The following is a 16,573-nucleotide window of genomic DNA, read 5'->3' as shown; positions in this document are numbered from 1 at the left end:
ATGATGCATACTACGGTACATCGCGGTTCATGAACCGCAAGACGATGTCGTCGACGAACGGAGAAGCAATGACGCTCACCACGCAACAGACCGATCGGCCCGAGGTGCTCGACGCCGATTTCTATGGCTTCCAGGACCAGCTCACCGAGGAGGAGCTGCGCTCGGTCGCTCGCATCCGCGCCTTCCTCGACGCCGAGGTGCGGCCGCACGCCGACCGGCTGTGGGAAGAGGCTCGAAGCCCCCGACACCTCATCCCCGGGTTCGCCGAACTCGGCATGTTCGGGGCGGGCTGGCCCGAAACCCGGCACTTCGACAACAGCGCCGTCTACCGCGCCTGGATCGCGCTCGAGATCGCCAGGGTCGACCCGTCGACGGCGACATTCATTGGTGTGCACAGCGGACTCGCCATGAATGCCATCGGGGTCGGCGGCTCCGGGGAACAGCGCGTGGAGTGGATGGGGCCGATGGGCCGCGGCGAGGTCATCGGTGCGTTCGGGCTCACCGAGCCGACGAGCGGATCCGACACCGCGCGCGGGCTGCAGACCACCGCGACCAGACACGGCGATGAGTGGATCCTCAACGGCAAGAAGCGCTGGATCGGCAACGCCACCTTCGCCGACATCGTGGTCATCTGGGCTCGCGACACCGCGGACGACCAGGTCAAGGGCTTCATCGTGCGCCAGCCGTCCGCCGGCTTCACCGCGACGAAGATCGAGCGCAAGCAGTCGCTCCGCGCCGTGGAGAACGCCGACATCGTCCTTGAGGATGTCCGTGTCCCCGAGAGCGACCGCCTGGCCAACATTCATTCGTTCCGCGACGTGGCCATCGTGTTGAGGCTGACCCGCGCCGAGGTGGCCTGGCAAGCCATCGGGGTGGCGGTCGGCGCCTATGAAGCAGCCCTCGCCTACGCCACAGAGCGCCATCAGTTCGGCAAGCCGATTGCCTCGTTCCAGTTGGTGCAGGAGAAGCTGGCGAACTCACTGTCCAACATCACCGCGAGCATCGCCCTGTGCATGCGGGTATCCGCCATGCAGGACGAGGGCGTACAGAAAGACCACCACTCGGCGATGGCCAAGGCGTTTGCCACCGCCAGGATGCGCGAGACGGTCGCGCTCTGCCGCGAAATCGTCGGAGGAAACGGAATCCAGCTCGACCACGGGGTCGCCCGCTTCTTCGCCGACGCTGAGGCGGTCTACACGTTCGAGGGCACCTTCGATATGAACACGCTCATCGTCGGTCGCGCCATCACCGGCATCCAGGCATTCGTTTAGAGAGGAACCACATGGCTGAAGCATTCATCGTCGCCACCGCCCGCTCACCGATCGGCCGGGCCCGCAAGGGTTCGCTCGCCGGCATCCGTTCTGATGATCTCGCGGCGCGTATGGTGCGCGACGCGCTGGCCAAAGTCCCCGCGCTCGACCCGGGTCGCATCGACGACCTGCTGCTCGGCTGCGGGTTGCCGGGAGGCGAGCAGGGAATGAACATGGCCCGCATCGTGTCGATTCTCCTCGGCCTCGACGAGGTGCCGGGAACCACGGTCAATCGCTACTGCTCGTCGAGCCTGCAGACAACGCGGATGGCCTTCCACGCGATCAAGGCCGGCGAGGGGGATGTGTTCGTCTCCGCCGGGGTGGAATCGGTCAGCCGATCGATGCGCGGGTCGAGCGATTACATCCCCGGTGAGAGGCTCACCAATCCCGTGTTCGATGAGGCAATCGCCCGCACCGAGGCGAGGGCTGGCGGGGGCCAGCCACCGTGGCACGATCCCCGGCAGGACGGACAACTGCCCGACGCGTACATCGCCATGGGGCAAACGGCCGAGAACGTCGCCGAGCTGCGTGGCATCACGCGAGACGAGCAGGATGCGTTTGCGGCCAGGAGCCAGCAGCGCGCGGAGAGAGCGGATGCCAGTGGCTTCTGGGCAACGGACATCGCGCCGGTGACGCTCGATGACGGCACCGTCGTGTCGAAGGATGATGGACCACGCCGGGGCGTCACGGTCGAGGCGCTGAGCCAGCTCGACCCCGTCTTCCGGCCGGACGGCACGGTAACGGCGGGCAACTGCTGCCCGCTCAACGACGGCGCCGCAGCCGTCATCGTGGTGTCCGAGCGCGTGGTCGACGAGCTGGGACTGTCGCCGCTGGCCAGGATCGTCTCGACAGGCGTGAGCGGCCTCTCCCCCGAGATCATGGGCCTCGGCCCGGTCGAGGCGAGCCGTCGCGCGCTCGCGCTCGCCGGTCTCAGCATCGATGACATGGACCTTGTCGAGATCAACGAGGCCTTCGCCGCGCAGGTCATTCCGTCGGCACGGGAACTCGGTATTGACTCGGAGAAACTCAACGTCTTCGGTGGCGCCATCGCGGTCGGCCACCCGTTCGGGATGACCGGGGCCCGGATCACGTCAACGCTGATCAACGGCCTGCGACAGACGGGCGGCCGCTACGGTCTCGAGACGATGTGCGTCGGCGGCGGCCAGGGCATGGCGCTCGTGCTCGAGCGCGTCTGACGATCGCTGACAAGACAGTAGCGCTGAAAGACAGAAGCGCTGAAAGACAGAGCTGAGGCGCTCGCCGAAAGACGAGCGCCTCAGCTCTGCGTCACCGCAGTGGTCACCAGTGTGATGTCGTCAGTCTGAGCCGACGAAGAGCGCGATCGTGTTGGCGACGAGCGCCGGTCGCGACGCACCCTCAATCTCGACGGTCACGGTCACACCCGCGCGGGTCCCCTGCGGCGTGCTTTCAGCGCTCGTGATGGTCGAACTCGCCCGCACGCGCGATCCCGCCGTGACCGGCTGCAGGAAGCGCACCTTGTCGAGTCCGTAATTGACCACCATCGCGGCGCCTCCCACCTCGACGAGACCCTCGGTCAGTCGGGGAATGAGCGAGAGCGTGAGGTAACCGTGCGCGATCGTGGCTCCAAATGGCCCGGATGCCGCGCGCTCGGCATCGAGATGAATCCACTGCCGGTCTTCGGTCGCCTCGGCAAACGCATCGATGCGGTCCTGGTCGATTCTGAACCAGTCCCCCGTCGCCGTCCGGCCGATGGCATCCGTCAGCGTTGCGGGTGACGAAACAGTGATCGTCATGACCTCGGCCCTCCCGCCACATAGAGCACCTGGCCCGAGACGAAACTGGACTCCTCACGGCAGAAGAACGAGACGGCCGCGGCGATGTCCTCGGGCTGGCCGACACGTCCGACGGGAATCTCCTTCGCGGCTCCGGCGAGGAAGTCGTCGAAGGAAATTCCCATGCGCTCGGAGGTCGCTCGAGTCATCTCGGTCTCGATGAAGCCCGGTGCGACGGCGTTGGCCGTCACGCCGTAGCGGCCGAGTTCGAAGGCGAGGGTCTTCGTGAAGCCCTGGATGCCCGCCTTCGCCGCGGAGTAATTGGCCTGCCCGCGGTTGCCGAGGGCCGACGTGCTGGAGAGGTTGACGATGCGGCCCCAGCGCTCGGCGACCTGGTGGGCCTGAACGGCCCGGCTCATCAGGAACGCGCCACGCAGGTGCACGCCGAGAACGGCGTCCCAGTCGTCTTCGGTCATCTTGAACAGCAGGTTGTCGCGAAGGATGCCCGCGTTGTTGACCAGGATGGTGGGAGCGCCGAGCTCATCGGCCACCCGCGCGACGGCCGCTGTCACGGCATCCGAGTCTGCGACGTTGGCACCAACGGCGATGGCGCGGCCCCCGTCCGCCTCGATCGCGGCAACGGTGTCAGCCGCGTGGTCGGCGTGAAGATCGAGAACGGCAACCTGGTAGCCGTCTGCGGCGAGCCTTCTGGCGGTCGCGGCGCCAATGCCGCGTGCTGCTCCTGTGACGATGGCGGTGCGGGTCATACGGTGTCCATTCGTTGGGGTGGGTCGAAGGTGATGAGTTGGCGTAACGCTGCGCCGGAGGCGAGCCGGTCCATGCCCTCAGCGATGTCATGAAGACCGATGCGGGCCGAAACGAGTCGTTCGAGAGGCAGCACCCCGCGTCGCCAGAGGTCGACATAGCGCGGGATGTCGCGGCTCGGAACGGCCGAGCCCAGGTAACTGCCGATGATCGTCTTCGCCTGCGCGGTGACGAGGAGCGGGGCAATACTCGCCATGGCATCCGGGGCGGGGAGGCCGACGGTCACCAGAGTGCCGCCGGGAGCCGTGAGTGAGAACGCCGTTTCGAAAGCGCGGGGCGAACCCGCCGCCTCGATCACGAGTGGAGCAGCAACGTGGGCGTCGATGGCATCGCCGGGGGTGAAACTGCCGGATGCCCCGAGCTCGGTCGCCAGGTCGAGCTTGGCGTCGAGCGCATCGACGCCGATCACCTCGTGCCCGAGGGCGACGGCAACGAGCAGGGCGGCCATGCCCACGCCGCCGAGTCCGACGACGATCACCCGCGATCCAGCCGCTGGTCGCCCGGCGTTGATCACCGCACCTCCGCCGGTCAGTACCGCGCAGCCGAGAAGGGCCGCGATCTCGGCGGGCACGTCGGGATCGACGGGCACGACCGATGTGCGACTCACTACGGCGTGACTGGCGAAGCCGGAGACCCCGAGGTGGTGGCGCACGGGATCTCCCCCACGGTGAAGTCGAAGGCCGCCGCCGACCAGTGTGCCCGCGTTGTTCGCTGCGCTCCCGACGCTGCAGGGCAGCCTGCCATCGGTGAGGCACTCGGCGCAGGTCCCGCAGCGCGGCAGGAATGTCATGACGACGCGGGTTCCGATCGCGACGTCGTCGACGCCGTCACCCAGGGATTCGACGATCCCGGCCGCCTCGTGCCCGAGCAGCATGGGCCTCGGCCGCTGGCGGCTGCCGTCGACGACGCTGAGGTCCGAGTGACAGAGCCCGGCCACCTCGATCCGCACGAGTATCTCTCCGGGGCCAGGCGGGTCAAGCTCGACCGGCCCAACGGTGAACGGGCGGGACTCTACAAACGGCGCCTCGGCACCCGAGCGCTCAAGGACTGCTCCAATGATCTCCACGCGACCTCCTCGTCGGGGGCTTTTCGCAGCATCCGTTCGCCCGTTCTCCGAGCATACCGACTACGCGGTATGTAGTCGATCCTTGAGTGCTGAATGCGCCGAAATGAAGGCTCAGCGAGTTCTCCCCGCCGTCAGCCGAGTCCGTCGAGCCAGTCCCCGATCACGAGCCTCGCGCCCTCTTCCATGTCGGGCCCGTACTCCTGCGCCTCGGCCCGGAGTGTCCGCGGGTCGATACCGGCGCCGGTCAGCGCATCGGCGTGACCGATGAGCCATTGTTCAATGCTGCGCTGCGGCACCTCGAGGTGGAACTGGAGTGCGAGCACAGTCGCGCCCACGGAGAACGCCTGGTTGTCGCACACCGGCGTCGACGCGAGGCGTACGGCGCCGTCGGGGATCTCGAACCGGTCGTCGTGCCAGTGCAGCACCGGTCGCGACGCCAGGTGCCGGAGAACGGATGCCGCACCGTCGGTCGTCAGGGCGAGCGGCCCGTACCCGATTTCGGTACCGGCCCCTGCCGCAACGGAGGCACCCAGGGCACGGGCGATGAGCTGCGCGCCGAGGCATACCCCGAGCGTTGCCCGCCCGGCGCGGATCCGCTCCGCCAGCACCCCGATGACCCGCTCGATTACCGGATAGCGATCCCCGTCATTCGCCCCGATCGGCCCGCCGAGCACCACTACCAGGTCGGCGTCGAGCACCCCGATCAGCTCGTCAACGCCGACGTCGAGGTAACGGATGTCGTAACCGCGCTCCCGCAGGATCGGCTCGAGGGCACCGAGGTCTTCGAAGGCAAGAAAACGGATGGCGATGGCGGTTTGGGTCACGGAAGCTCCAGGATGTCGCGAGTCAGCTGCGGAGATATGAGGCACCGTTGGCGTCGAGGATCGCCCCGGAACACCAGGCCGCGTCCGGTGAGGCGAGCCAGAATGCTGCCGCAGCGACCTCCTCGGGTGTGCCGACACGACCGAAGGGACTTTGCGCGCGAAGAGCGTCGCCCTCAACGCCGTCGAGTTTGCTGAACTGGCGCTCAGTGGCGACGAAGCCGGGCGCGACGCTCGTCACCGAAATAGCGTGTGGAGCCAGGGCCACCGCGAGTGACTGCCCGAGCGCGTGGAGTCCCGCCTTGCTCGCCGCGTATGCCGGGTATTCCGGTTCGCCCCTGAAGGCGCCGCGCGAGCCGATATTGACGATGGCCCCTGGCGCTCCCCTGTCGATGAGATGGTTGGCGAACACCCACGCCAGGTTGGCCGCCCCGAGCAGATTGACGTCGACCATCGACCGGAAGGCTGCGGTCCAGTCGGCAAACGACACCTCGCCGAGCACGTGGCGGTTCGTCGCTGAGGGTGCCACAGCAGCGTTGCACACCAGCACGTCGAGTTCACCGAGCTCCGAAATGGCCTGTTCGACCACGCGTGCCGCGTCATCCGGTTCACCGACATCCCCGGCGACGAGCGAGTGCCCGTCCCCATCGAGCGAGCGCAGGGTTTCCTCGGCTCCGGCGCGATCACTTCGATAGTGCACGGCAACCCGATCGCCCGCCCGGGCGAACCTCTGGGCGACGGCCGCGCCGATCCCGCCCGATGCACCGGTAACGAGGACAGACCGCGACGGCTGAGAGACGGCGGGACTGGGCATGGGTCTCCTTCGATGGGCGGATCTCAACAGTAGAACACGAACGAATCGGGCATGAATGGGCGGCGGAGTCGACCATTGGCCTCATACACCGCCGCCCGCCGCCGATACTCTGTCGCTTCTGGTCGTCGATCTCGAGGGGTGATGGTTATGGACGCGCGCGCGCACGCACAACCGCACCACCCGATTCTGGAGTCGGGTTACTGGCTGGTTCTCGGGCTCCTCGGGGTGTCTTACGTGCTGTGCGCAACGCAAACCTCGCTGAACCCGAACCCCATCGCCCTGCTGTATCAACTGTTTACCGTCGCTGCGACGCTCTGGGTTGCCGAGGTGAAAACGTCCGCGCGGCGAGCGGGCTGGCTCGCGCTTGCCGTCACCGGGCTGGCCACCGTGGTTGTTCACCTCGCCGGTCTTGAAGGACGGCTCCTCGACATTATTCTCTCTGCGACCTCGATGGTGGCCTACCTCGTTGCGCCGATGGCCATCGTCGCGCATGAGTTTCGGAAGGTCACCGTCGATGTCCAGACGCTCCTCGGCGCGATCGCCGCGTACGTCATGGTTGGCATGTTCTTCACCTTCGTGTACAACCTGATCAGCCTGACGACTCCGACGCCCCTGTTCGGCGAGGCGAGTCACGACTCACTCACCAGCCAGCTGTTCTTCTCCTTCACCACACTGACCACGACCGGCTATGGAAACCTCGTCCCGAACGCGCCCCTGGTGCAGACGGTGGCGATAAGCGAGGCGATCACCGGGCAACTCTTCCTCGTCATCGCGGTGGCCAAGTTCGTTTCCGGCTGGCAGCCTCAGCCGCGCTGACAGAGGAGCATCCCTCCGGGCGACGGGTTCATCGAGCGGGCGCACAGATGTATTGTTCCTCCAACGCAGAGCGAGGAGTTCCCATGCAGAACACAGCAGACCGCGTCGCCATTGTCACGGGAGGCTCCGGAGGGATCGGCCGAGCCGTTGCCGAACGCCTCGGGAGAGACGGGTTCGCGGTCGTCGTACATTACTCGGGCAACGAGGCACGCGCCGCCGAGACCGTCGATGCGGTGCGCCGGACGGGCGGCAGGGCCAGCGCCGCCAGTGGCGATGTGGGCGATGAATCGGCGATGACCCGGATGTTCGACCTCGCGGAGCGCGAGTTCGGGGGCGTTGATGTCGTCGTTCACACGGCCGGGATCATGCCACTCGCACCGATCGCCGAGATGGACCTGGAGTCGTTCGATCGGGTCATGCGCACCAACGTTCGCGGAACATTCATCGTCGACCAGCTCGCAGCGCGTCGCGTCCGCAACGGTGGTGCGATCGTCAACTTCTCGACATCGATAACCCGACTGCAGCCACCGAGCTACGGCGCATACGCGGCCTCGAAGGGCGCCGTCGAGTCGCTCACTCTCATCCTCGCCCGGGAATTGCGCGGTCGAGACATCACGGTGAACGCGGTCGCCCCGGGTCCGACGGCAACGCCGCTGTTCCTCAGCGGCAAGAGTGACGAGCTGGTCGCGCAAATCGCCTCAGCCAACCCGATGGGCCGCCTCGGCACACCGGAGGACATCACTGAAGCTGTCTCCTTCCTCGCCAGCCCTGCCCGCTGGGTCAACGGCCAGGTCCTCTACGTGAACGGCGGGCAGCCTGACGGACGGCATCACCGCCGGCGAACCGGGCATCCCGCAAACTCTCACGCCGAGGGAGAACGGCGCGGCCCGCCCAGCTCACGGCGTGTCGCAGCCGCCATCACCTCGGCGACGCGGCTGAGCGACGACATCTGCAACGCCCACTGCTGCCAGTGAAGCGTGACATCGACCGGTCCCCCGGCGTCCAACTCGACCAGCTCGCCCCGGGACTCGAGCTCACGCGACTGCTGGTCCGGCAGCATCCCCCAGCCGAAGCCGAGCCGAACCGCTTCGGCGAAGTTGGCCGAGCCGGGCACAAAGTGTCGCGGCGGTTCCAGCTCAGCACTTGAGAACCTCCGCAGGTAGCGGTGCTGGAGGCCATCCTTTGCGTCGAATATCACGACGGGCGCAACCGCGAGCGAAGCGGCATCCGTCCCGTTCGAAAACCATCGGTCGATGAAGGCCCGGGATGCCATCGGCCGGTAACGCATGACGCCGAGCGGCGTTGAGGTGCAGCCCTGGACCGGTCGCGCCTGGGTCGTGATGGCGGCCATGACCGTGCCGTCACGGAGCAACTGCGCCGAGTGGTCCTCGTCTTCCCGGTGGATGTCGAAGAGAAACTCGTGTGCGAGTTCCGCGAGTGCCGGCATCACCCAGGTTGCCAGCGAATCACCGTTGATCGCGAGGGACACCGTCGGCCAGCTCGCCGCGGCCTCGCGGGATGTCTCGGCCGCAGCCTCCTCGCTCAACGCGGCGAACTGCCGGGCGAGCCGAAGGTACGTCGCACCCATGGCCGTCACGGTGATCGGCTTGGTGCGCCGAACGAGGACTCCGCCGACCGCATTCTCCAGCGCCCGAATGCGCTGGCTGATCGCAGACGGCGTGACCCTGAGCGCGTGGGCAGCAGCGTCGAACGTGCCGCCGTCCACGGCGGCCGCCAGCGCCTGCAACTGGAGAGGGTCCATAGTTAGCGATTCTAATGTACCTACAGAATATGTAGCTGGCCTTACTCTTCGTCGCGCTCTACCGTAGAGGGGTGCACCTCCCCTTTCTCGCCGGCCTCGGCCTCGGCCTCTCTCTCATCATCGCCATTGGCGCCCAGAACGCCTTCGTTCTCCGGCAGGGTCTTCGTCGCGAGCACGTTGGCTGGATCGTTGCCATTTGTGCGCTGTCGGATGCCGTTCTGATCGCTCTGGGCATTTGGGGCCTCGGGACCCTCATCCAGACGGCGGATGTTCTCCTGGTCATCGTGCGCATCGGCGGCGCGGCATTTCTCACCTGGTACGGCGTGCGATCGGCGATGCGAGCGGCGCGGCCGGGAACCCTCGACACCAACCCCGCAGGTGCGCCAACCTCCCTTCGGACGGCGATTGTCACGGCGCTTGCGCTCACGTGGCTCAACCCGCACGTCTATCTCGACACGGTCGCTCTGCTCGGATCGATCGGTGCTACCTACGGCGACGGCCGGTGGTGGTTCGCCCTGGGGGCGGCACTCGGCAGCGTCTTGTGGTTTACCGCCCTTGGGTTCGGATCGCGACTTCTTCGACCGCTCTTTGCGAAGCCGGTCGCGTGGCGTGTCCTCGACGCGGTTATCGCGGTCGTCATGCTGGCGATCGCTGCGAGCCTGCTGCTCGGCCTGGGAGGTGCGGAATGAACCCAGCGCCCACTGGACAGCCGACCGAATGGTGGCGCACGGCCGTCATCTACGAGGTTTATCCCCGCTCATTCGCCGACTCCACCGGAAATGGGATCGGCGACCTTCACGGCATCCGAGAACGGTTACCGTACATCGCCTCGCTGGGTGTGCAGGGCATCTGGATCACCCCGTTCCAGCGCTCCCCGCAGGTCGACCAGGGCTATGACGTCAGCGATTACTGCGATGTCGATCCGCTGTTCGGGACCCTCGCCGACTTTGACGATTTGCTTGCCGAGGCGCACACGTTGGGTCTCCGGCTGTTGGTCGACATCGTCCCGAACCATGCTTCGGTGCAGCATCCGCTGTTCAGGAGCGCGCTAGCGGCGGGTCCGGGTTCACCCGAGCGCGCGATGTTCCACTTCGCCGATGGTGTCGGTGATCGAGCGCCCAACAACTGGACGAGTGTCTTCGGCGGCCCGGCCTGGCATCGGGTCGCTCCCGACTCTGCCACCGACAGGCAGTGGTACCTGCACCTGTTCAGCCCAGCACAGCCCGACTGGAACTGGCGCAACCCGGCCGTGGCCGAGTATTTCGACGGTGTGCTCCGGTTCTGGTTTGATCGCGGCGTCGACGGCATCCGGATCGATGTGGCCCACGGCCTGTTCAAGGCCGAGGGGATGCCTGACGCGCCGGACGTGCCGACCGTTGCGGACGGCCTGCGGTCGAACCCCCTGGTGACCGACCAGGAACCGGTTCACGAGGTCTATCGCCGCTGGCGGCGCATCGCCGACAAGTATGAACCAGCGCGCCTGCTCGTCGGCGAGGTGAATCTGGAGCCCGACCGGGCTGCCCGGTACACCAGGCCGGACGAACTGCACCAGGCCTTCGCCTTTGCCTTTGCGCGGCTCGACTGGAACGGCGACGAGTGGGCGACGGTCGGCGAACGCCTCGAGCGGGCGCGCCAAACCTATGGATCTGCTCCGAGCTGGGCGCTGGAGAACCACGATCTCGTGCGTACGGCCACCCGCTTCGGTGGCGGCGAACGCGGCGCCAGACGGGCAGGTGCTGCTGTCGTGGCTCTGCTCGGATTACCCGGAGCCGTGTACCTGTACCAGGGCCAGGAGCTTGGCTTGCCCGAGGTCGACGTTCCGCCGGCCGCGCGGGTTGACCCGATGTGGCTCTACAGCGGTGCCGGCCGCGACGGAGCGCGGATTCCAATGCCGTGGACCGCTTCGCCGGAGAAGATCAACGGGTTCACGGTGAGCGATGATGTGACGCCGTGGCTGCCGACGCCGACCGGGTGGGGATCCTGGTCGGTCGAGCGGCAGGAGGCCGACCCGGACTCGAACCTCGCCCTGGTGCGGGCAGCTCTGCGGTGCCGGGAGTCTCTCCTGCAGAGCGGCAGGATCCCGGCCGATGAGCGGGTGTCGTGGCGCTCCGAGTCCAACGGGCTGGTCACCTGCGACCGGGAAGGCGGCCTGACCGTTGCCATCGCCATGGGCGATGAGCCAGTACCGCTCCCCGAAGGCACGGTACTCTTCCGCACCGACGGCGAAACGGATGCCGTGCTGCGGCCGGACAGCGCCGCCTGGCTCTGGCGCCAGCACTGAAATCGGGCCGCACCTGAGGCGACCGGGTCAATCCAGAGATGGCCGCTGGCGGTGCTGCTTGGTTGTCGAACGGCGCTCCTTGGCCGCGAGACGGCGCCGGTTCGAACCGCGGGTAGGTTTCGTCGGACGCCGACGCGGACCGTCAGGCGCGAGCCCGGCACCCACGAGGTCGGCAAGCTTACGGAGCGCGATCTCACGGTTACGAAGCTGCGATCGCTGCTCGGACGCTGTGACGGTGACCACGCCAGCGACGAGGCGTCCACGGAGGCGCGTCAGGAGCCTCTCCCGTTGCTCGTCGGTCAGAGTGGTCGAGTCGACCACGCTCCACGAGAGTTCGACCCGGCTGTCCGAGGTGTTGACGTGCTGCCCACCGGGCCCGGACGAACGCGAAAACCGCCAGCCGAGTTCACCGGCCGGAATCGTGAGCGCGGTCGACACCTCTAAATCCATGACAGAAATGTCGCGCGATCTGGCTACTCGTCCTCCGGGTGGACACCGGGCTCGAGAGAGAGCCCCTCGGTTTCCTCAGCCTCTTCGAACGCCTCCTCCGGATCCGGGAGATCGGGTTCGGGATTGTGTCCATCCCGGAGTGGAAGGTCGTCTGCTGAATAGCCTTTTGTGCCTTCGTGCTCTTTGGGACCACCGAAGTTTGCGCCGCCTGCATTGGGACTCATCGTTGTTCTCCTCAACTGCTCGTCGTGACCGGCCCGACCGCGCACCTGCTTCTGCAACGCGATGAAAACGGGCTGGCGCACTGCTTTCTCCTACGCTAGACGCCATTGTGCCTGTCGTCGAAGAATACGTCTCCTCTGGTCTCCGAGCGGAAAAAAGGGTAGACGCGCTGATCGAGGGACCTTAATCCAGCGGCCTCCCCTCCGGAGTCAGTGGTTCGACAGTGCTCGGCAGCACCGCCATGATGACGGAGAGTATCCCCGCGCCGAAGAAAAGGAAGAAGTCGATCAGCGTGAGCCCCAGTGGCATCAGGCCGAAAACCTGATTGTCGAGAAGGCCGGCACCGCCAATGGCGAGCAACACCACACCGACGAGCAAGAGAGAACCCCTGAGCAGGCCGGGTGAACTGTCCGTCAGAGCGACAAAGAAGAGGAGGGCCGCGCTCAACAGATAGACCCAGTCAATGAAAATATCGACGTTGAATACAGCGAGCAGGTGCTCCCCCTCGATGAAGAGCCCGATCAATCCGTGACCGCCCAGAACTATCCCGAGCAGTAATGCGTAGGCCTTTCCCATGACGACTGGCTCCTTCTCTGCCTGCGTGGCGTGCGGATTGCACTGCGTCCACGCTAGAGATACCCAGCCCGACAAGACAAGCGTCACTTCCGGCGGAAGGCACGCTTCAGCGGGCTTGCCGCCGGTATCCCCCGGGGCTACCGTGAGGGCATCCCAGGGATCGAGGTAGCCGTGTCAGATTTCGTGACCACCAGCCTGAACGACCGCGTCGCTTTCGATCTGCGCGGTGAAGGCCCCGCCGTCGTCTTCGTCGCCGGTGCCGGACCGTGGCGTGCGATAGATCCAACGACGACCGAGACGGCCGAGCTGCTGGCGACAAAGGACTGCACCACGATTGTCTACGACCGGCCCGGCCGCGGCGAAAGTGTTGCGGATGGCCCGTTCACCCTCGAACGCGAACTCGCCGCGCTCTCCGCACTGATCGAACACGTGGGCGAAACCGCGGTGCTCTGCGGCCACTCCTCGGGCTGTTCGATCTCGCTTCTCGCCGCGGTACGCCGCCTTCCTGTCGCGGGCCTGGCCCTCTGGGAAGCGCCGCTCGCTCCCCCAGGCAGCGGAGCACGCGAGTGGGCGGACGAGCTTCGCGAACTCATCACCGCTGGCGACAACCAGGCAGCGCTGACCCTCTACATGAAAGACATGCCGCCAGAGATCCTCGAGATGGTGGCGTCGATACCCGCTATGGTTTCGCAGGCGCCGACCCTGCAGCCGGATGCCGACTCGCTGGCCTGGGCCGAGTCAGCCCCGCTGTCGGAGTTGCTCGCGGACATCAGGATTCCGGTTCTCACCATGGTGGGAACAACGAGTTACGACGACGTGATGGTGCCCGCGGCCGACATGATCACCGCGGCAATTCCCGGTGCCACCTGGAAACGGATGCCGGGGGCAGAGCACTCCTGGGAACCGGGCCCCATGGCTGACGAACTCGCCCGGTTCGCGTCGCACTCGACGCGCTGACCGGCATCCGTCGTTACGCCGATGGCAACCAGGTCCTCGTCGCGGTGACGAGTGCCGTTACCCCGATGGTGAGGGTCGGGTCGATGACCGGCGCATACTTCGGGGAGTGGTTGCTCGGAACGGTGCGCAGGGCTGGATCATCCATCCGTCCCGTCGTGAACAGCGACGGGTCAGAACCGCCGAGCAGCCAGTACGACAGCGGCGCGTTCGAACTTGTCGCGAGGATGCCGACATCCTCACTGCCAGCGCCAGCACCCGGGTCGAGGATGTTGTCGTCGCCGAGCCACTGGGCGAACACGTCGAGCGTCTTCTTCAGTGCCGCCGCGTCGTTGACGACGACCGGGAACCGTTCGATCGACTCGACGGTCGGTTCCGTCGGAGCGCCGGCCGCAGCGGCCTCGGCCTTCACGATGCGGTCGACGCTCGAGAGGATGTGTTCCCGGATCGACTCGTCGTAGCTCCTGATGTTCAACTGCAGCTCGGCTTCGCCCGGAATGACGTTGGCGGCATCCCCCGCGTGCACCGATCCAACGGTGACGACCGCGATGTCCGTCGACGGCACCTCACGCGAAACGATGGTCTGCAGGCGAAGAATCGTGGCCGCAGCCATCACGACCGGGTCAATCGAATTCTGCGGCATGGAACCGTGCGCTCCCTGTCCGATGAGACGAACCCGGAGCGAGTCGGATCCGGCATACGACGTGCCCGCGTGCCCGGCGATCTTCCCCGCTGGCAACGGAGCCACGTGCTGGCCGAGAACCACATCGGGCTTGGGGAACCTGTCGAACAGACCATCATCGACCATCGCCTGCGCCCCTGCGCCCAGTTCCTCGGCGGGCTGGAACACCACCATGAGTGTGCCTGACCAGCTCGACGTGTCGCCCGCGAGAGCCTGCGCCGCACCCAGGAGGCACGTCGTGTGCAGGTCATGCCCGCACGCGTGGTCGACCGAGACCGTCTTTCCGCTCTCGTCGGTCGCCGTCGCGGTGCTGGCGTAGTCGAGGCCCGTGTCTTCCTTGACAGGAAGCGCGTCCATATCCGCACGCAGGAGAGCCGTCGGGCCCTCGCCGTTCTTCAGGATGCCGACCACGCCGGTCTTACCGACACCGGTCGTCACCTCAAAACCGAGCGAGGTCAGGCGCTCCGCAACGATGCCCGACGTCCGGTGCTCCTGGAATCCCAGCTCTGGATTCCGGTGCAGGTCCTTGTACAGCTCGACCAGGCTCTGATCAACCGAGACGTTTTCGAACGGGGCGACAGACATGGTGAGCTCCTTTGATAGGCGAGCAGTGTTCCACGGATGCCGGGTCAGGACAGGGGTCTTTCGACCCACCATCGCGAGGCGGGGGGCGCTCGACTGGAGGGTTCGATTCGCTGCCGTCAGTCGGCGATTGGGTACTGGCCGATGATCAGAATCGAACCGTCGTCATCGGTACCCGCAGCGAAGGCTCCCGACCAGCGCACGTCGGTGTACCCGCGCCCGAGCATCCTCCGCGCGTTCCTGTTCTCATCGTCGCCGGATTCCGACACACCGACCCACGGCTGCGGAAAAGCGGGCAAGGCCGACCCAGGCGGCATCCGCACCTCGAAGTAAACAAACTGTTCGTCGAGCCTGGTGAACCGGTTCGATGCGACCACTGTGGTCCCTGTTGGCAGCGCCGTTGCCGCTGGGATCGCGAGGTCGCCAAGCTGCACCTCGACGCAGTCAGGCCCTCGGCACTCCGTGCCGTTGGCAGCGTCATTGGCTGCTGCCTCAACCCACTGCACGACGACGACGAGCAGAACGACGACCACCACCGCTGAGATGACCGAGGCGATTGCAGCCTGAACAGAGCTGCGCCGAAGCGGTACCTCTTCGACCTCGCCCTCGGCAGCGGCGGCGAGGTCATCGATGTCGAGCGGAACGACCGGATCTGGCCGGATTGCGGAATCCGTCCTCACGGATCCACGACCGAACCCGGGGGCGGCGGAAGGCGCCTGCCGATGGCGAACCAGGCAACAGGCCCGATGACCGGGGCGATGATCACGACGAGTACCCAGACGGCGCGGGCCACAGCGTCGAGGTCGCGCCTCCGAGCGATCTGAACGAGCGCGACGACGAGCGCCACAACGACCACGGCGACGACGACGGTCCAGACGATATCGAACCAGACGGGAAGGAGCGGATTCGCGGTCACAGCTGTCCTTTCGCTGCCGGGGATGCGTAGCGCAAGTCTCGGTGACGGTACGTGGGTTGTCAACGAATCCACGTGACTGCTTACTGCGGAGATTCCCCTGACGGGACCATTGACCCTGCCCCGAGCAGGGACCAAAGCCCACCATGCCTACGAACGCCCGTCGCGCTGTACGGCGAGGCTCGAAGCAATGCACTCGGCACCTTTGCCCAACCAAGAAAGGCGGCACCCCATGGCCGATCTCATCGTCATCTCGTTCGACACGAAAACCGACGCGGAAGCGGCGTACAACAAAGTTCTGGAATTGCAGGACGACTTGATCGTCGAGCTTGCCGGCCTCGCCCTCGTGACGGTCGACGACGAAGGCAAGACCCACGTCACCCACCCCGGCCCCGTCGGGAAGGTGGGCATCGGAGCTGCTGGCGGCGCTGTCTTCGGTGGCCTGCTCGGCATCCTCTTCTTCATGCCGTTGATCGGACTCGTCATCGGCGGTGCCTTCGGAGCGCTGTTCGCCGGCCTGGACAAGGCGGGAATCAACAGCGAGTTCCGTGAGCGGGTCCAGGACACGGTGAGCGCAGGAAAATCGGCGATCGTCCTCTACGCGACAAAGCTGACGCAGGACAAGTTCACCGAGGCGCTCGCTCCGTACAACGGCACTGTCGTCCAGACGTCTCTGTCGAAGGAACAGGAAGCCCAGCTGGCCGACAACATCTGATCGGCCTGCGGCGGCTGGAGACGGGGCGAT

The 16,573-nt window shown here is 66.3% G+C and carries 20 protein-coding genes; 8 read left to right on the top strand and 12 right to left on the bottom strand.

Annotated features, from left to right (window positions below; genetic code table 11):
• Positions 1-68 precede the first annotated feature (68 nt).
• Both AC1C2N_RS09685 and AC1C2N_RS09680 read left to right on the top strand, forming a co-directional pair.
• A complete protein-coding gene (locus AC1C2N_RS09685) occupies positions 69-1,271 on the top strand; it encodes an acyl-CoA dehydrogenase family protein (protein WP_495434218.1) in 1,203 nt (400 codons plus the stop codon).
• 11 nt (positions 1,272-1,282) lie between these two features.
• The gene (locus tag AC1C2N_RS09680; RefSeq protein WP_495433844.1) at positions 1,283-2,506 is read left to right on the top strand and encodes an acetyl-CoA C-acetyltransferase; all 1,224 of its coding nucleotides are present in this window, start codon (positions 1,283-1,285) and stop codon (positions 2,504-2,506) included.
• 120 nt (positions 2,507-2,626) lie between these two features.
• Here AC1C2N_RS09680 and AC1C2N_RS09675 read toward each other — a convergent pair whose 3' ends face one another.
• The 5 genes from AC1C2N_RS09675 to AC1C2N_RS09655 form a co-directional block, all read right to left on the bottom strand.
• Positions 2,627-3,085 carry a MaoC family dehydratase gene (locus AC1C2N_RS09675; protein WP_495433843.1) on the bottom strand — a complete coding sequence of 153 codons (459 nt, stop codon included), beginning with the start codon at positions 3,083-3,085 and terminating at the stop codon, positions 2,627-2,629.
• On the bottom strand, positions 3,082-3,831 hold the full coding sequence (gene fabG / locus AC1C2N_RS09670) for a 3-oxoacyl-ACP reductase FabG (RefSeq protein WP_495433842.1): 750 nt from the start codon (positions 3,829-3,831) through the stop codon (positions 3,082-3,084). Before fabG ends, AC1C2N_RS09675 begins: the two co-directional genes overlap by 4 nt.
• Positions 3,828-4,955, bottom strand: a complete 1,128-nt coding sequence (locus AC1C2N_RS09665; protein ID WP_495433841.1) for an alcohol dehydrogenase catalytic domain-containing protein — start codon at positions 4,953-4,955, stop codon at positions 3,828-3,830. Before AC1C2N_RS09665 ends, fabG begins: the two co-directional genes overlap by 4 nt.
• Positions 4,956-5,086: 131 nt before the next feature.
• Positions 5,087-5,779 carry a glutamine amidotransferase gene (locus tag AC1C2N_RS09660; protein ID WP_495433840.1) on the bottom strand — a complete coding sequence of 231 codons (693 nt, stop codon included), beginning with the start codon at positions 5,777-5,779 and terminating at the stop codon, positions 5,087-5,089.
• Between the two features lie 22 nt (positions 5,780-5,801).
• Positions 5,802-6,590, bottom strand: coding sequence for an SDR family NAD(P)-dependent oxidoreductase (locus AC1C2N_RS09655; protein ID WP_495433839.1), 789 nt, complete (start codon positions 6,588-6,590; stop codon positions 5,802-5,804).
• Positions 6,591-6,737: 147 nt separating this feature from the next.
• Between AC1C2N_RS09655 and AC1C2N_RS09650 the strand changes: the two genes are divergently transcribed.
• Both AC1C2N_RS09650 and AC1C2N_RS09645 read left to right on the top strand, forming a co-directional pair.
• Positions 6,738-7,406, top strand: coding sequence for an ion channel (locus tag AC1C2N_RS09650; protein WP_495433838.1), 669 nt, complete (start codon positions 6,738-6,740; stop codon positions 7,404-7,406).
• An 83-nt stretch (positions 7,407-7,489) separates the two neighbouring features.
• Positions 7,490-8,380 carry an SDR family oxidoreductase gene (locus AC1C2N_RS09645; RefSeq protein WP_495433837.1) on the top strand — a complete coding sequence of 297 codons (891 nt, stop codon included), beginning with the start codon at positions 7,490-7,492 and terminating at the stop codon, positions 8,378-8,380.
• On the opposite strand, the gene AC1C2N_RS09640 is transcribed toward AC1C2N_RS09645, so the two are convergent.
• Positions 8,269-9,168, bottom strand: a complete 900-nt coding sequence (locus tag AC1C2N_RS09640) for a LysR family transcriptional regulator ArgP (RefSeq protein WP_495433836.1) — start codon at positions 9,166-9,168, stop codon at positions 8,269-8,271. The two genes, AC1C2N_RS09645 and AC1C2N_RS09640, sit on opposite strands and share 112 nt — an antisense overlap.
• A 71-nt stretch (positions 9,169-9,239) precedes the next feature.
• Here AC1C2N_RS09640 and AC1C2N_RS09635 point away from each other — a divergent pair, with 71 nt between their 5' ends.
• A complete protein-coding gene (locus tag AC1C2N_RS09635) occupies positions 9,240-9,857 on the top strand; it encodes a LysE/ArgO family amino acid transporter (RefSeq protein WP_495433835.1) in 618 nt (205 codons plus the stop codon).
• Complete coding sequence (locus AC1C2N_RS09630; protein WP_495433834.1) at positions 9,854-11,449, top strand: alpha-amylase family glycosyl hydrolase; 1,596 nt, start codon at positions 9,854-9,856, stop codon at positions 11,447-11,449. The genes AC1C2N_RS09635 and AC1C2N_RS09630 overlap by 4 nt, the downstream gene beginning before the upstream one ends.
• A 27-nt stretch (positions 11,450-11,476) precedes the next feature.
• Here AC1C2N_RS09630 and arfB read toward each other — a convergent pair whose 3' ends face one another.
• From arfB to AC1C2N_RS09615, 3 genes are all read right to left on the bottom strand, one after another.
• Entirely contained in the window at positions 11,477-11,899 is a 423-nt protein-coding gene (gene arfB / locus AC1C2N_RS09625; protein ID WP_483403916.1) for an alternative ribosome rescue aminoacyl-tRNA hydrolase ArfB, read from the bottom strand.
• 23 nt (positions 11,900-11,922) lie between these two features.
• Positions 11,923-12,204: a hypothetical protein gene (locus AC1C2N_RS09620; RefSeq protein WP_483403915.1), complete on the bottom strand. Its 282-nt coding sequence runs from the start codon at positions 12,202-12,204 to the stop codon at positions 11,923-11,925.
• 100 nt (positions 12,205-12,304) lie between these two features.
• On the bottom strand, positions 12,305-12,697 hold the full coding sequence (locus AC1C2N_RS09615; RefSeq protein ID WP_495433833.1) for a hypothetical protein: 393 nt from the start codon (positions 12,695-12,697) through the stop codon (positions 12,305-12,307).
• A gap of 171 nt (positions 12,698-12,868) precedes the next feature.
• Between AC1C2N_RS09615 and AC1C2N_RS09610 the strand changes: the two genes are divergently transcribed.
• Positions 12,869-13,654, top strand: coding sequence for an alpha/beta fold hydrolase (locus AC1C2N_RS09610; RefSeq protein WP_495433832.1), 786 nt, complete (start codon positions 12,869-12,871; stop codon positions 13,652-13,654).
• 13 nt (positions 13,655-13,667) lie between these two features.
• Here the strand turns inward: AC1C2N_RS09610 and AC1C2N_RS09605 are convergent, their stop codons facing one another.
• From AC1C2N_RS09605 to AC1C2N_RS09595, 3 genes are all read right to left on the bottom strand, one after another.
• A complete protein-coding gene (locus tag AC1C2N_RS09605) occupies positions 13,668-14,918 on the bottom strand; it encodes an amidohydrolase (protein WP_483403912.1) in 1,251 nt (416 codons plus the stop codon).
• A 116-nt stretch (positions 14,919-15,034) separates the two neighbouring features.
• Complete coding sequence (locus AC1C2N_RS09600; protein ID WP_495433831.1) at positions 15,035-15,595, bottom strand: hypothetical protein; 561 nt, start codon at positions 15,593-15,595, stop codon at positions 15,035-15,037.
• Positions 15,592-15,831, bottom strand: a complete 240-nt coding sequence (locus AC1C2N_RS09595) for a PLD nuclease N-terminal domain-containing protein (RefSeq protein ID WP_495433830.1) — start codon at positions 15,829-15,831, stop codon at positions 15,592-15,594. Before AC1C2N_RS09595 ends, AC1C2N_RS09600 begins: the two co-directional genes overlap by 4 nt.
• A gap of 229 nt (positions 15,832-16,060) precedes the next feature.
• Between AC1C2N_RS09595 and AC1C2N_RS09590 the strand changes: the two genes are divergently transcribed.
• A complete protein-coding gene (locus AC1C2N_RS09590; RefSeq protein ID WP_483403909.1) occupies positions 16,061-16,543 on the top strand; it encodes a DUF1269 domain-containing protein in 483 nt (160 codons plus the stop codon).
• Positions 16,544-16,573: the final 30 nt, after the last annotated feature.

The sequence above is a fragment of the Mycetocola sp. Y791 genome (assembly GCF_059445325.1).
This window is presented reverse-complemented; position numbering and strand designations above follow the sequence as displayed.